The 14,132-nt window shown below is 57.0% G+C and carries 14 protein-coding genes; all 14 read left to right on the plus strand.

The window, feature by feature from the left end:
- Positions 1–22 precede the first annotated feature (22 nt).
- Positions 23–406, plus strand: a complete 384-nt coding sequence (locus JGR64_RS00245) for a hypothetical protein (protein WP_199375773.1) — start codon at positions 23–25, stop codon at positions 404–406.
- Positions 407–1,997: 1,591 nt separating this feature from the next.
- Complete coding sequence (locus JGR64_RS00250) at positions 1,998–2,405, plus strand: hypothetical protein (protein ID WP_199375774.1); 408 nt, start codon at positions 1,998–2,000, stop codon at positions 2,403–2,405.
- Between the two features lie 493 nt (positions 2,406–2,898).
- A complete protein-coding gene (locus tag JGR64_RS00255) occupies positions 2,899–3,420 on the plus strand; it encodes a hypothetical protein (protein ID WP_200649746.1) in 522 nt (173 codons plus the stop codon).
- Positions 3,421–3,532: 112 nt separating this feature from the next.
- On the plus strand, positions 3,533–3,937 hold the full coding sequence (locus JGR64_RS00260; RefSeq protein WP_200649747.1) for a hypothetical protein: 405 nt from the start codon (positions 3,533–3,535) through the stop codon (positions 3,935–3,937).
- Positions 3,934–4,323, plus strand: a complete 390-nt coding sequence (locus tag JGR64_RS00265) for a hypothetical protein (protein ID WP_199375776.1) — start codon at positions 3,934–3,936, stop codon at positions 4,321–4,323. Before JGR64_RS00260 ends, JGR64_RS00265 begins: the two co-directional genes overlap by 4 nt.
- Before the next feature lie 80 nt (positions 4,324–4,403).
- Positions 4,404–4,928 carry a hypothetical protein gene (locus JGR64_RS00270; protein ID WP_199375777.1) on the plus strand — a complete coding sequence of 175 codons (525 nt, stop codon included), beginning with the start codon at positions 4,404–4,406 and terminating at the stop codon, positions 4,926–4,928.
- Between the two features lie 2,460 nt (positions 4,929–7,388).
- Positions 7,389–7,883 carry a hypothetical protein gene (locus JGR64_RS00275; protein ID WP_200649748.1) on the plus strand — a complete coding sequence of 165 codons (495 nt, stop codon included), beginning with the start codon at positions 7,389–7,391 and terminating at the stop codon, positions 7,881–7,883.
- A 46-nt stretch (positions 7,884–7,929) separates the two neighbouring features.
- A complete protein-coding gene (locus tag JGR64_RS00280; RefSeq protein ID WP_199374394.1) occupies positions 7,930–8,289 on the plus strand; it encodes a ribonuclease E inhibitor RraB in 360 nt (119 codons plus the stop codon).
- Between the two features lie 118 nt (positions 8,290–8,407).
- Positions 8,408–8,866: a hypothetical protein gene (locus JGR64_RS00285; protein WP_199374396.1), complete on the plus strand. Its 459-nt coding sequence runs from the start codon at positions 8,408–8,410 to the stop codon at positions 8,864–8,866.
- A gap of 558 nt (positions 8,867–9,424) precedes the next feature.
- The gene (locus tag JGR64_RS00290; protein ID WP_199374399.1) at positions 9,425–9,790 is read left to right on the plus strand and encodes a hypothetical protein; all 366 of its coding nucleotides are present in this window, start codon (positions 9,425–9,427) and stop codon (positions 9,788–9,790) included.
- A gap of 225 nt (positions 9,791–10,015) precedes the next feature.
- Positions 10,016–10,303, plus strand: coding sequence for a hypothetical protein (locus tag JGR64_RS00295; RefSeq protein ID WP_234446970.1), 288 nt, complete (start codon positions 10,016–10,018; stop codon positions 10,301–10,303).
- 1,476 nt (positions 10,304–11,779) lie between these two features.
- Positions 11,780–12,406, plus strand: coding sequence for a hypothetical protein (locus JGR64_RS00300; protein WP_199374403.1), 627 nt, complete (start codon positions 11,780–11,782; stop codon positions 12,404–12,406).
- Between the two features lie 64 nt (positions 12,407–12,470).
- Positions 12,471–12,932, plus strand: a complete 462-nt coding sequence (locus JGR64_RS00305; protein ID WP_199374405.1) for a DUF4259 domain-containing protein — start codon at positions 12,471–12,473, stop codon at positions 12,930–12,932.
- A gap of 539 nt (positions 12,933–13,471) precedes the next feature.
- Positions 13,472–14,089 carry a hypothetical protein gene (locus tag JGR64_RS00310; RefSeq protein ID WP_199374407.1) on the plus strand — a complete coding sequence of 206 codons (618 nt, stop codon included), beginning with the start codon at positions 13,472–13,474 and terminating at the stop codon, positions 14,087–14,089.
- Positions 14,090–14,132 lie beyond the last annotated feature (43 nt).

The raw sequence follows: 14,132 nt of genomic DNA on the forward strand, positions 1-14,132 counted from the left end.
CACTAAGCAGTAAGGGGATCTGATGCATAAGAAAAACAAGATCAGTCACGAGACGTACTTGCAGGTCTTTGAGCCAAACCGCATCGGCGAAGGCGGGTCTTGGCTTAAGGTTCGTAGCGGACAAGACGAAGTTGTCGTCAAGGTCCCGACCTCTGTCATGTATCGCGTGTACAGGATCGGACAAGCTTACGGATTCAGGCAGTTTCGGTACTTTGAGTCAGAGGCAAACATTCTCGTCGGGCAGTCTGAGATTGCTGAGTTCGTGAAGCATCTAAAAGAGGTTCTTCGTCTCGTAAATGATGAAGTCCTGCACGAGTACGTCAACCAAGTAATCCGCACGGTCGAATCTTCACCAAACTCAGCCACAAAGCACATTGCGGTTAGTGTGGGCAACTACTTCTCGTAGAGCACACCTAACAATTCGTTCAAGCCGAACTCGCTTCGTTACGGCAAAGGTCTGGCAGAAAAAGCTTGCCAGACCTTTGCCTCCACTACGCAAGTCGGCTTAACTCTGGCGTTAGGCCCCATGAGGAAGACCATCGCAATCTCGGCTCCTGTTCTGGTCCTGACGGCCGCAATAGCAGTCGGGTACTTACACTACACAGATAAGCCAGCTGGCGATCTTTTCTACAGTCCTGCCCCCGGCATCTGCCCGACTTACAGTCACAGCTTCACCACCGGCTACAGCTTGGTCTTGCTCATCGCCTTTGCTGCATGGCTCGCTCTGAGCATCTTCTTGTGGCTCATGAGCCGCATCGCAGGCAATCAAAGAGTGCGCTCCGTCTCGCGCAGCTATATTCGACCGGTCTTGCTCGGATCGATTTTTCTGGCGGCATCCTGGCTAGCACACCCAGTATTCGAGCATGCCCTTCCACTAGAAGACTCACCGTGCATCCCGCGTGGGCCCTAACAATGCGTTCAAGCCGACCCCGCTTCGCTACGCGGCCCACATGGCAGAAAGAGCTTGCCATGTGTTCCGCTCCACTGCGCGGGTCGGCTTAACTTAGGTGTTAGGCAGCTTGTGATCCTTCAATCGCACTCGTGGAGACAGGCAGGCTCCGTTGCGCTCTGGCGCTACAACGAGAACTTGCGCAACTTTCCTGGCTGGCACCTCACAGCGGATCCCGCCGCTGCGCTTCTCTACTCAGCCTGCTTGATGCGTTCGCTTCTGATGGCGGCGCTGTATCCCGCACGCTTGCCATCCAAGCTCCAACGCCAGCAATGCTTGCTGTGCCAAACAATCGCTCTTCTACTTGGCAGTCGCCGTCCAGGCTGCGGCTGGAACTCTCGGCAAGCCCATCAGAATGGAGCTTTCCTGATTCGCTGGAGCCAGCAGCGCTCTCAGTGGGTTCGGAGTGGCTACCCCAACTGCGTCAGGCCATTGCAGTTATCCCGCGTGGCGCGGGTGACTATTCCATTGGTAGGTCAGGTAGTGGCAATCTTCAGCTGTGGCTCTGGTGGCAGCCGGCATTCGCTGCCTAACAATGCGTTCAAGCCGAAACCGCTTCGTTCCGCAAAGCACATGGCAGATACAGCTTGCCATGTGCTTCGCTCCACTACGCGTTTCGGCTTAACTTAGGCGTTAGGTGCGCACGGGGAGTCCTATGAGTCCGGAGCAAGAAGAGCGCATTCTCAAAGGGCTGCTTAAGGCCTTGGATACGGCGAGCGTGAAGCCTAGGAGCTGGGGCTTCTGGCTGACTACCGGCGTGGTCTGGCTAGGCTCCGCGGCCCTATTCTTTGTGGTGTTCCACTATGGTGGTCCGCTTCGGTGGCCTCATTACTTGCTCGCGATTGGCACATTCATTCTTGGCGTCGGATTTGCGTACGACCTGTACAAGTCAATGTTCCACCAGCAGTGGCCGGTCATGGCGCATTACGTAGATCGAGAGCAAGTGGAGCGCAGACTTGCAGCACTGCGCACCTAACAATTCATTCAAGCCGACACCGCTTCGCGGCGCGGCTTAATTCAGGTGTTAGGCATCAGTTGAGGATTCGTCGTGGATCAGGAAAAGTGCATCGCATTAAAGAGAGATCTGGAGGCTCAGGCTGAGCCGCAAGTAGTTCCGTTGGATCGATTCTTCGACGGAAACGACGATGAAGGATCAATTGGCTGCAATCTTGTCCCCCATCCCGGAATTCCACTGTTTCGCGACACTCTGCTTGGGTTGCTTCAGCGCTCTGACGTAACGGCCGTATACGCCCTGATTTCGGAGCTTGACCCTGGCGATGACTCATGGCCTTTCACAGATACGGTTCTGGTGGCGGGAACCATCCAGCCAGAGGCGCTCACTGAGGCCATTGCGGCGCTTCAATCGGACTATGTGACCGCCGCCGACCCGGACGAGATAGGTGAGTTTGGCATTCAGCCTCCTGTTGTTCAGGCGGTTACCGCATGGTGGGACTGATGCCTAACAATTCATTCAAGCCGACGCCGCTTCGCGGCGCGGCTTAATTCAGGCGTTGGCCGCTCAGAGCTTCAGCGTGTAGGCCGCGGTGACCTTTCCGCTGTCGGCTTCGTCTGAGTACCAAAGCGCTCGAGCGAGACAATGCGGGTGCGTGTGAGAGCTTCGTCGGGACATCTCGCTCGCGGTGTGGGTGTCTAGCTAGGCATCTACGGCTTCGTGCGCTGTGCTCTCACCAGCTACGCTGCGCTCCGCCCAAGCAATCGCATCGGCTAGTTCACGGTGTGGGTTCGTGGCCGCGAGGCCGGCCTTTCCCGGCTTCGGGCAGAGCGGCCCACGCGGCGGGCCTGCATGTGGCACCGGCTTCGGGTCGGCGCGGGCTTGGTGGCACGTGGCTCGGCATCGGCTAGAGTTGGCGTCCAACAGTTCATTCAAGCCGACGCCGCTTCGCGTCGCGGCTTAATTCAGGCGTTAGGTGCTAGGAGGCACTATGACCATGGCTGCAAGTAAGATCAAAAGCGCTCTTCGGACTCATTGGTTTTTCTTCGTTGCAGCTGCCGTAGTTGCAGCCGACTTTTCTCTCGCTTCACTGGATGGCTGGTCAAACCCTCGTCTGCTTGAAGCAGGCATTCTCTTTGACCTGAGCATTGTCATTCCTGCCATGTATCTGTGGTGCTATCGCTACCGCGGCAAAGCTGCCGTTGTTCGCGCCATAGCGCTGAGCTGCCTCGGCATTTGGGTAGCTGGGCATGTGGTTCCAAGCGAGCATCACCAAATTCTCAGCACAGTAGGATTTGTTCGCTACATCGGCCTCGCCGTGTTGATCGTCATTGAGCTCAAACTCGCGGCCATCATCGTTCGTGCCACATTCCGGCGTAACAGTGATGCAGCGCCCGCGGTGCTAACCGCTGCCAAGGATGCTGGGATGCCTGAGTGGGCCGCTCGCCTGATGGCGTGGGAGGCATCGCTGTGGCGCAAAGCTTGGGACGCTGTGCGGCGCATAGCTGGTCGCAACTAGCACCTAACAATTCATTCAAGCCGACGCCGCTTCGCGGCGCGGCTTAATTCAGGCGTTAGGCAGCTCTACTTCACGCGCTCCACTTCTGCATAAAACATTGGGGAATTAGGGAATGGCAAAACGGATTCCGGGGCTCAGTGATGAGTGGACAGATCTCTTAACTTGCATTTTCTTGCACATGTTGCTCCCGCTTCTTCCCATTGTATTTGAGGCCGTTATCTCGCGCGGCCCGCCGTCAGACGGCACGCTAGCGATTACAGCAGCGCTCTATGCTATGGCGATCGGACTATCTTCAGAAAACAAGGCAATGTTTGGGCTTTGCGTCCTGATCGGCGTCAGTTTCTCAGCCGTATACGGGATTATTTCCGGCCCGAACAATGAGCAGATTACCGGAGTCGGCTTTAGCTCTACCGTCTCGATCGGACTCGTATTTCTGATACATATTTGTGAGCGATACAATCGTCACGTCGCAGATTGTCGCCCGTTTCTCAGTTTTGCCAATGGAGGCGCCAGATGAGCTACCTAAGCCACATAGATATCGCCACTGCGCTCTCAATTCTTGGCGTGATCGCAGGAGCAATCGGTGCGTCGGCCAGCTACTTAGGGGTGAAGCGCCGCATTTCTGCTGAGCGGCGCCTCATACGTGAGCTAACGCGTAGTTATCTTAAAATTAATGAGCAGAAGAAGCTCAATCAGCTGCTAGAGGCAACGGCTACCAGCGAACCTTTTCCACGCGATGCTTACGAGGATTATATCCGTCACATCCACCAGGCCATTGCAGCACTTGAGAGTCATCAAAGAACACTCATCACTCGAGCGCTGGAACAACCCTCAGAGTCTGGGCGAAAGGCATACGTATCGAGATTGATTCGTGAGACGGGCACGCAGGTTCCCGCTGCCTAACAATTCATTCAAGCCGATGCCGCTTCGCGGCACGGCTTAATTCTGGCGTTAGCCGCCTTTCCTCGTTCAAGGTAACCATCGTGATCCGAAAAGCGCAAATCACCGCATACGCTGTTGCCTGCCTTCTTGTTACGTCATGCTCGGTGGTCGCACCTGTGAAGTTGTATGAGTCAGCAACCATCGCTGATACCAATTGGCCAGTTATCTGGACAGAGAATGCACCGAAGCGTTCATCTGTGATCACAAAAGTTGACGGGAAATCGATTCGTTCACGCCCTTACGCTGTGACGGTGCCACCGGGCATGTACACGGTTTCCGTCTACTCGTTTGTGCGGGTAGATATGCCCACCATTCAAGCGACTCCCTATACCAATTTTGACCTGACGGTGACTGTGGAGGCCGGACACAACTACGTGATACGTCATGAGATCTCGGCTGACGGGAAGACTACTCAGCCGTTCCTAGAAGACTTGGGTAAAGGGCAATCATGTAAGTACGTTGCCGGCAACGGCTCAGCCCCGATCTACCTGCATTGCACAAGCGATGCAGGATCGACGGCGTCTAACAATTCATTCAAGCCGACACCGCTTCGCGGCGCGGCTTAATTCAGGCGTTGGCCGCTCAGAGCTTCAGTGTGTAGGCCGCGGTGACCTTTCCGCTGGCGGCTTCGTCTGAGTACCAGAGCGCTCGAGCGAGACAATGCGGGTGCGTGTGAGAGCTTCGCCGGGACATCTCGCTCGCGGTGTCGGTGTCTAGCCAGGCATCTTCGGCTTCGTGCGCTGCGCTCTCACCAGCTACGCTGCGCTCCGCCCAAGCAGTCGCATTAGATAGTTAACGGTGTCGGTTCGTGGCCGCGAGGCCGGACTTTCCCAGCTTCGGCCAGGGCGACGCCACGCGGCGGGCGTAGTCGTGGCACCGGCCTCGCGTCGGCGCGGGCTGGTCGCAGGCACCTCGGCTTCGGCTAGAGTTGGCGTCCAACAGTTCATTCAAGCCGACGCCGCTTCGCGTCGCGGCTTAATTCAGGCGTTGGCCGCTCAGAGCTTCAGTGTGTAGGCCGCGGTGACCTTTCCGCTGGCGGCTTCGTCTGAGCACCAGAGCGCTCGAGCGAGACAATGCGGGTGCGTGTGAGAGCTTCGTCGGGACATCTCGCTCGCGGTGTCGGTGTCTAGCTAGGCATCTTCGGCTTCGTGCGCTGCGCTCTCACTAGCTACGCTGCGCTCCGCCCAAGCAGTCGCATTAGAGAGTTCACGGTGTGGGTTCGTGGCCGCGAGGCCGGCCTTTCCCGGCTTCGGCCAGGGCGACGCCACGCGGCGGGCCTGCTTGTGGCACCGGCTTCGGGTGACTGCGGGCTTGGTGGCAAGCGAGTCGGCTTCGGCTAGAGTTGGCGTCCAACAATTCATTCAAGCCGACGCCGCTTCGCGTCGCGGCTTAATTCAGGCGTTAGGCGCTACTGGAGGTGTTAGGCCCCTATGGATGCTTCTCAGAAAACTGCCGGTATCGCATTTCTTCTCATTGGAGTCATATTTGGTGTTGTGGCGTTAGTACTGGCGGCTACTCAGCACGCCACTGGGCATACTCTGATCGCCGCTTGCGCAGGCGCGGCAACTACATTAGGCATCACAGTCGCACATTGGCACACAGCCTTAGAGCGAGCAGGTTTCTACGGAATCTCTCGCAAGCGAGCGGCGCATTTCACAGTCCGGCCCGATGCAATGTCACGCGGGTTGGCGGGCACAGGCGGAACTATTGTGGTGGCAGCCCTAATCGTTGCTGCGTACGCACTGCAACTGACCCCTTTGGCATTATTGGCTTGCATCGCTGGCTTCCTTGGTTCCATGTCTCTTGCGGCCGGCGCAATACATTTTGGGTTTCTTGTCGCGGCTGGGCTCAAATGGCGCCTTCGTGGCGGGGCCTAACAATTCATTCAAGCCGATGCCGCTTCGCGGCACGGCTTAATTCAGGTGTTAGGCGTCACATGAGACCATCGTGTCCACGTTGCGAGAGGTCGGAATTCGCGTACCGCGCGCTGCTCTCTGTACATCCCTTCGCCGGGGAGTCCAGTCCTGCTCGAATCATCTGTCCGTCTTGCGGCGAAGAGCTACGGATCACTGCGACTTCGAGGCTTCTTGCGGCGTTCGCTGTGGTCGGGTCGCTGGTGGGCTCCATCTTCTTGCTGGGAAGTCTGCCCATCGATCTGCAGAAATGGCAGGCAGTACCTCTGGCGCTATGCGTCGTCTTGGCATACTTCTTCGCGGTCTGGCCTGTAATTGTTCGGCTCAAGCCGTGGACGCCCTTTCAGTACTGGCTGCCCAGGAGTCGAGTTGTCGGCTACTCCGTGTATCTTCTACTTCCTGTTGCGCTCATGGCGGCCATCCTCTACCTGCTAATCGCTTACGGGTAATGAGGGTGACCCCTAACCATTCATTCAAGCCGACGCCACTTCGTGGCGCGGCTTAATTCAAGTGTTAGACCTCTAATGAAACTAATCGCGATATTTGCCCTTCTTTTCCCCACCGGCGTTATCGCGCATGATTTGGCGCCCGTGGACAAGCCGGAGCTCGCTACTGTTCTCGGATTACTCGACGAACTGGCAACAACGCCTCCAGCTTCAGATCAGCCGTACATTGTTCGCATCTATGCAGCACCAACTTCTGTTGGTGAGTGCGGTGGCACGGTCGCCTCTTGTCCTGACGTGAGGCTGTTCATGACTGCCTCGCACGGAGATCTTGAGGAGACTCCGGTTCTATATCAACTTCCCACGCAGAAAGGTTGGGAGTTCAAGGGTTGGTCCAGTCCAGTCACTTCGGGTAATACCCGCATGGCAAGCTTTATCGTGCGCACTACGCTGCCAGAGACAAACATTGATCTCGCAGCCCGCAAAGCTTGGCGCCCGCAGGAGTATCGTGTCCTTGTCAGCCCAGAGTCGGCCTCGTATGTTCGACGCTAGAGGTCTAACAATTCGTTCAAGCCGAACCCGCTTCGTTCCGGCAACGGCGTGGCAGAAAAAGCTTGCCACGCCGTTGCCTGCACTACGCAGGTCGGCTTAACTCAGACGTTAGCGCCCTATGGCAATTGATCAGCAAGCTCGAACATTGTTAGCTCAGTCCACGCGCTGGCTGGTAGGTGCGCGCATCACCAATTATCAGTTTGATGATGCAATTCCAAAGTCAGACGATCCTGCAATCCGTGAGATCTACGGCCAGTTCTTGTGGCTGCTCTACTGCGATCTCCGCGAGCACCGCTTGACTGGCTCTGACAGTCTGGCGCCTGCTCAGAGAGATGTTGCAACTCGCTGCGTTCTATTTCTCAAGTCCGGCTTGCCCTATCCATGGCCAACCCTCTCTCGTCCAATGTCAGCTCTGCTCACTCTTGGCAACCTACTTACGCTCGGCTTGGCCGGACGCATCTACTTCCATCGCCTTTCAGCGGCAGGCGACATGACTTTTTGGCCGTTCTTGTCAGCGTCGCAGTACTCTGCTGCCTTGGATTCGCCCGTTTATTTGTCCGGGGCGGGCGCTAACAATTCATTCAAGCCGACGCCGCTTCGCGGCGCGGCTTAATTCAGGTGTTAGGCGGCTGAAGAATTATCACCGCAGGAGAAGGTTCATGGTCAGGGACGCGGCGAAATTTCCGAACGATGACACAGGCGACGCGCTTTGGCTGGCTCATCAGCATGGCAAGGACTTGTCACGGGAGCACGAGGTGCGGTTCGCGCTACTGTTCCCGGACGAGACATCTGCCTTAAAGTTTGGGTTGCATCTTTTGAGACAGGGGTACTGGGTTCAGGTGAACGAATACACCGATAAGCCTGGATTCACCCACGAGACGCTTGCTGATATCTACATACCTACCACTCACGAAGAGATTGCTGGCGCTGAGCAGTGGCTCGCAGAGCATGCCGCTCCTCTCGGCGGCAAGAATGACGGTTGGTCATTCGGTGGCAAGTCTGCTGGCGGCGCCGCCTAACAAGTCATTCAAGCCGACGCCGCTTCGCGGCGCGGCTTAATTCTGGTGTTAGCCCTCTATACCGTAGTGTTGCGCCAGCACCGAAGCACTCCAGCTCACTTTCTCAGGGGATTGATCTATGCCACAGCGTCGCGCCATCACCGAAGCGCTAGAACTCATCTTTCAGGGGATTGATCACTTAAAAGATGCATTTCCAAATCGTGTTTTTACCATCGATGGCCGTCTTGTTGGTGACATAGGCGAGGTTATTGCGGCACTTGAGTACGACATGGAGGTTCATGATGTATCCCAAGCCAAGCACGACGGAATGACACCCGACGGCCGACTAGTCCAAGTCAAAGCCACCTTCAAAGACTCGTTAACCTTCAAGAGCACACCGGAGCTGTACTTGGGCTTCAAGCTGCACCCAGACGGTACTTACGAGGAGATTTACAACGGCCCCGGTCAGGCAATCTATGATCGCTACTCGCATAGAAAGGGCATCGGCGAATCCTTGATGTCATTTCCGCTCACTGAATTGCGTAAGCTTTCAGACACAGTCAATGCAGGTCAGCGCGTTGCCAGGCGTGCGGGCTAACAATTCATTCAAGCCGACGCCGCTTCGCGTCGCGGCTTAATTCAGGCGTTAGCCGGCATGCCAGGCAGGCGAATCCTTCTGATCCCATTCAAGCTCGATGGAGTTGAGCGATACGTTCTTAAGCGGGAAGATCTAGGACGCGTATTGGCTTCGCCTGAAAGGCTTCTGACATTCGTGAGTCGCCCAGAAGCCGCTAAGTTTGCTGCCACGCACGGCATTACGATCGATCCGCAGTTCTGCTATCTGGCTGACCTGGACCCATTAGTGTCTTGGCACTCCGATCCAAAGCCAGAGGCTCTTCCTTGGGGTCAACTAGATTTCCTTAAAGAATTGGCAGCTTCTATATCTCCGTTGAGCGAAGAAGATTCACGAGTCACATATCCAAGATGGGACTGCTGCGTAGATCAAGGAAAAATGTCGGAAGACGAGATTGCTGCGATTGTTAAGCTCACGTCCTCTTTGTTTGCTGTCGTGCGCCGAGCGATACCAAGGGCCGGCTAACAAATCATTCAAGCCGACGCCGCTTCGCGGCGCGGCTTAATTCAGGCGTTAGGCCTCATGAACAAGATTGCCGCAACGTCAGCTCTTCTCTGCTTGCTGTTCTCTGGCTGTACGGCGCTATTCCCGATGACCAAGGTACTCAACGGCGACGTTCCCAGCGGCAGCATCATCGTGCTCCGCGGCTATGTCTCACTAGAGTTTGAGGGTCAGTCCATCCATGAGTCTCAACAGGACTGTGAGGCGGGTGATACAGCGCGTGCCCTCTGGGTAGATATCCAACGCAAGAACATCCCAGATGGCTGGCAGCACTGCTCTTTCGCAGAGGTATCGGGGGTCTATCGGCCAGATGACACAGGGCACTTCGGTGGCTGGCCTTCTGGTGCCATTGTCTCGGTCAACAGTATCCGGGCACTGCGCAGATGAGGCCTAACAATGCGTTCAAGCCGAAACCGCTTCGTTCCGCAAAGCACATGGCAGGTACAGCTTGCCATGTGTTTTGCTCCACTACGCGGTTCGGCTTAACTTAGGCGTTAGGCCCCAATGAAAGCATCTCGCCAGGACAAGCTAGCGGCTCGACTCACTGCAGCTGAAAGTGAGTTGCTTGCGCTGCTCTCTGCCGCGCTACCGCACACTGCGCAGCACGGCGACATGCTTTTCTTCAACTCGTCGTTCCATCCTGACTACATTCGGCCAAACCAGATCAACGAACGGAGCGAGATGCTTTACTCGCTGGCCTATGAGAGCGTGACGCTTAGGGAGCAGATTGGCCTTCCTGTCATTGGCTCTGCCGGACAGCTGTTTCTTTCGGCGTGTACTGAGGCGTCCAATACATCCAATGACAATCGCCGGGGTCCGCGACGGCTCGCCGCTTGGTTGCTGGGTGAGTTGGGGCCTAACAATTCATTCAAGCCGACACCGCTTCGCGGCGCGGCTTAATTCACGTGTTAGGCCCATGAGATACATCGTCGCAACCTTGGCAGCAGCCTTCGCAGTCGCTAGTCAGCCCGTGGCTGCCGACCATGGATGCGAGGCCGCGGGGAAGGGCATCCGGGTTTTCGGCCCCTCGCCTAGTGTGGGAGCGCTTGAAGAGATAGGCGTCAGCTTCGCGGCACGCAACCCGGCTCAGCCGCAAGTAGCTTTCTCCCGCGCACATAATGATTGGCTCGCGTTGAGAGACGCCGCTCAGCCTGGCGATGTGGTGCGATCGTATGATGGGCCACGAGGCCATGATGGCCATCCGATATCCGGGGGCTACGTCCTGATGCGTGGTGCGTGCGTAATGGCGCGCCTGACGCTGTGGGTGTCATAGGCCTAACAATTCATTCAAGCCGACACCGCTTCGCGGCGCGGCTTAATTCAGGCGTTAGCGCCCATGATCATTTCATACATGCTTGCAGCAATGCTTTCCTCCTCCGGAGACCCTGGCGTGACTTTGGATGTTTGTGTGCCACCTTCTTGGCCTGCGCGCTTCGAGGTGCAACAGAAAACGACGTTCGCTGGGCTGCAGCAGATTTACCTGCGTGACGTGCCGGAAGAACTTATGCCACAGCAGGCGATTCTGCGAGCGGAGTCTGTCGCACGAGACCGTGCCCATGGCAGCTGGGGAAGGCAGGCCGAGGAGATTGGAAATGCGGTCTATCAGACGCAGATTCAGCAACTCGAGACGTACTGTGGCCCCCGACTCGACGATCAGTACGGAGCTCCCGGTCTTATCGAGCAGGCATACGCTAGAGTGCTAGCGCACACCAATCTGCGGTATGACGCTGTGGCAGCCGAGCAACTCCTACCGAAGGAGTTCTCCGTCAACCTCACTCCCCGCGTGGCGATTGTTGGCTTATCAGCGCACTGCTCTAAATCGACGCCTGCGCTGGCGTCATTTCTTGCCCGTGCGTCCATTCCATGCGGGCAGGTGCCAGACTCGCGAGATGGGCGCTAACAATTCATTCAAGCCGACGCCGCTTCGCGGCGCGGCTTAATTCAGGCGTTGGCCGCTCAGAGCTTAAGTTTGTAGACCTCGGTGACCTTTCCGCTGGCGCCTTCGCCTGAGCACCAGAGCGCTCGAGCGCGACAATGCGGCTGCGTGTGAGAGCTTCGCCGGGACATCTCGCTCGCGGTGTCGGTGTCTAGCCAGGCATCTTCGGCTTCGTGCGCTGTGCACTCACTAGCTACGCTGCGCTCCGCCCAAGCAATCGCATCGGCTAGTTCACGGTGTGGGTTCGTGGCCGCGAGGCCGGCCTTTCCCGGCTTCGGCCAGGGCGACGCCACGCGGCGGGCGTAGTCGTGGCACCGGCTTCGGGTCTGCGCGGGCTTGGTGGCACGTGGCTCGGCTTCGGCTAGAGTTGGCGTCCAACAATTCATTCAAGCCGACGCCGCTTCGCGGCGCGGCTTAATTCAGGCGTTATGCGCATCCAAATGTCCACGTACGCCCAACTCTTGTTCGCCGTTCTCATGATCGCCTCGATCACAAGCTGCAAGGCTGCCGATGAGTCGGTAGACCTATTGCTCAAGCCGGCAAAAGGCTGGATCTTGGTGGAGAACGGGAGCGCGGCGGACGTGAAGGCGGCTATTAGCGACTACGACGCGCTTGTCATGGAGGCGCGTCCTGGCATCTTCCTAGTTGAGTTGCATCCTCAAAGTAGCGGTGCGGTGGCTGTAGTGTTGCCGGGCGGCCTTCCTGCCTACGATCTGGCGAATATGACGGGTTGGCTAAGCGCCCCGCCAGATCAAGAGGACGTGTATGGCGCCGCTTCTTGGATCACATCTCCAAGCAGCGGGGTCAAGTATTACCTAGAGCCAGAAACTAGCAACCCATGGGGCGACACCTTGATTGGCGCAAGCGCGCTCGGGCAGCCGGTTCGCGTCTATCTTCCGGAAACGGGAATGTCGGGCGTTTCTTCGGCCCATTCCTACAGAGAGGAGCCTGAGATCGAGATCTCGCCGCAGCCGATCACAATCGAAGTTACGCTTGATACAAGCGTCTCTTTTGGCAACCCGGATTTCGTCGTCAACAGCCCGAGAGACCATAATTGGCGCCAGTAGCGCATAACAATTCATTCAAGCCGACGCCGCATCGCGGCGCGGCTTAATTCAGGCGTTAGAGCCCATGAGATACATTGCCCTATTCGTTGCGCTGTTATTGAGCCTCACGACCGCATATCCAGTTGCCGCTGGCACTTGGGGGTACGGCCAGTTTGATAGCGACCATGCGCTCGACTTTGCAGCGGACTGGGCGGAAGCAGGCACGGTCGAGAGCATTCGCGAGGCACTCACGTTCGCCGCTGGTCAGGCTTATCTGGGAGCGCCAGACGCTGAGAAGGCGCTGGTAGCGGCGGAGGTCGTTGCCGCTTCATTGGGGAAGCCCAACGACAAGCTTCCAGCTGAACTAGCAACTTGGATCTCCCGGCAGCCCCCTCAAGAGCTGCGATCTCTGGTTCCTCTCGCGCTGTCGGCCATTGATCGTGTGCGTAATCCGTCAGGTTCGGAGCTGTACGAACTGTGGGACGATCAAGGCGCAGAGCAATGGCTCACGCATGTAAATGAGCTCGTCATCCGGCTCAAGAGCTGACGATGTGCGGCATAGGCTCTAACAATTCATTCAAGCCGAACCCGCTTCGCGGGTCGGCTTAATTCAGGCGTTAGGTGCCATGGCAAGAGTCATCGCTCTCATAGCCATTCTCTCTGCTAGCGGGTCCGCGTGGGCCTCAAACCCGACGCCGTATACATCTGAAAGTGCAGAGCTCTGTGTTGCCTCGCCGCCTTCGACAAAGCCAGGCGATTCCGGCTTCACGCTCTTCATCGGCAATTGGAAGCCCGTAGCGCTTCCCGCTTCGGAGAAAATCGGCTTCAGAATGTCTCGCTCGGACAAATATCCCGTGTCAATCAAGCATGGCGGTCACATGGTTCATGCATTCGTCTTGAGCTTTGCCGACTATCCAACAGGTAACGTATGCCTGCGCTACTCTCCGACAAGTTTGCGGTGGTCTTTGGAGCCGCAGCCGGGCGGCGCAAGGGCCTGCACATGTGAGGCTAGCGGCAATGGCACCTAACAATTCGTTCAAGCCGACGCCGCTTCGCGGCGCGGCTTAATTCAGGCGTTAGGGCGCTATGAAAGATTCGCTTAATCTGCCGTCAATCCCAGAGCTGCGTCGCGTTGCGCAATCGCTCGCCATGCTTGATGCGATCCTTAGTCCGGAGTGGGATTACCGCTACTACAGCTTCAATAGCGCGTGGGGGCCGGGAGAGGAAATGGCATCAATGCGTAACGGATCTGGCGATGATTGGTTCTTGCTCCTAGATCATGCTGGCGCAGCCATTAAGGGCTTCGCTCATGAACTTGCAGATACCTCCCTCCTCTCACGGAACATCCAGACCCAAGTTTCAGCGGATTTTTCGTCCTTTCTCAATGAGCCGGCGTTCTCAATGCAGCACGCCACCTTCTGCTACTGGCGCAAAACGGGTGACAACTCCTGGAGCAAGGTTGACGGCGGCCCTGACGACGACGGAGCCGATGAAATGCTTGCACTTCTCGGCTCTGGGCCATCCGGCTACAAAGAGTGGGCTGAGGACTATTATGAGGTACTGGTAGCGCTTGGCGCAGTGACTGCGCTGTTGGCTCATCAGCCTCTCAGTGACTCATTAATCCTGGCCCTCAACCCGGACGCTGACATTGACTTTACCTATGGGCAAGCACAAGAGATTGGGTATCCTCATGGCGCGCCCTAACAATTCATTCAAGCCGATGCCGCTTCGCGGCACGGCTTAATTC

The organism is Luteimonas sp. MC1572 (genome assembly GCF_016615815.1).
GTDB lineage: Bacteria > Pseudomonadota > Gammaproteobacteria > Xanthomonadales > Xanthomonadaceae > Luteimonas.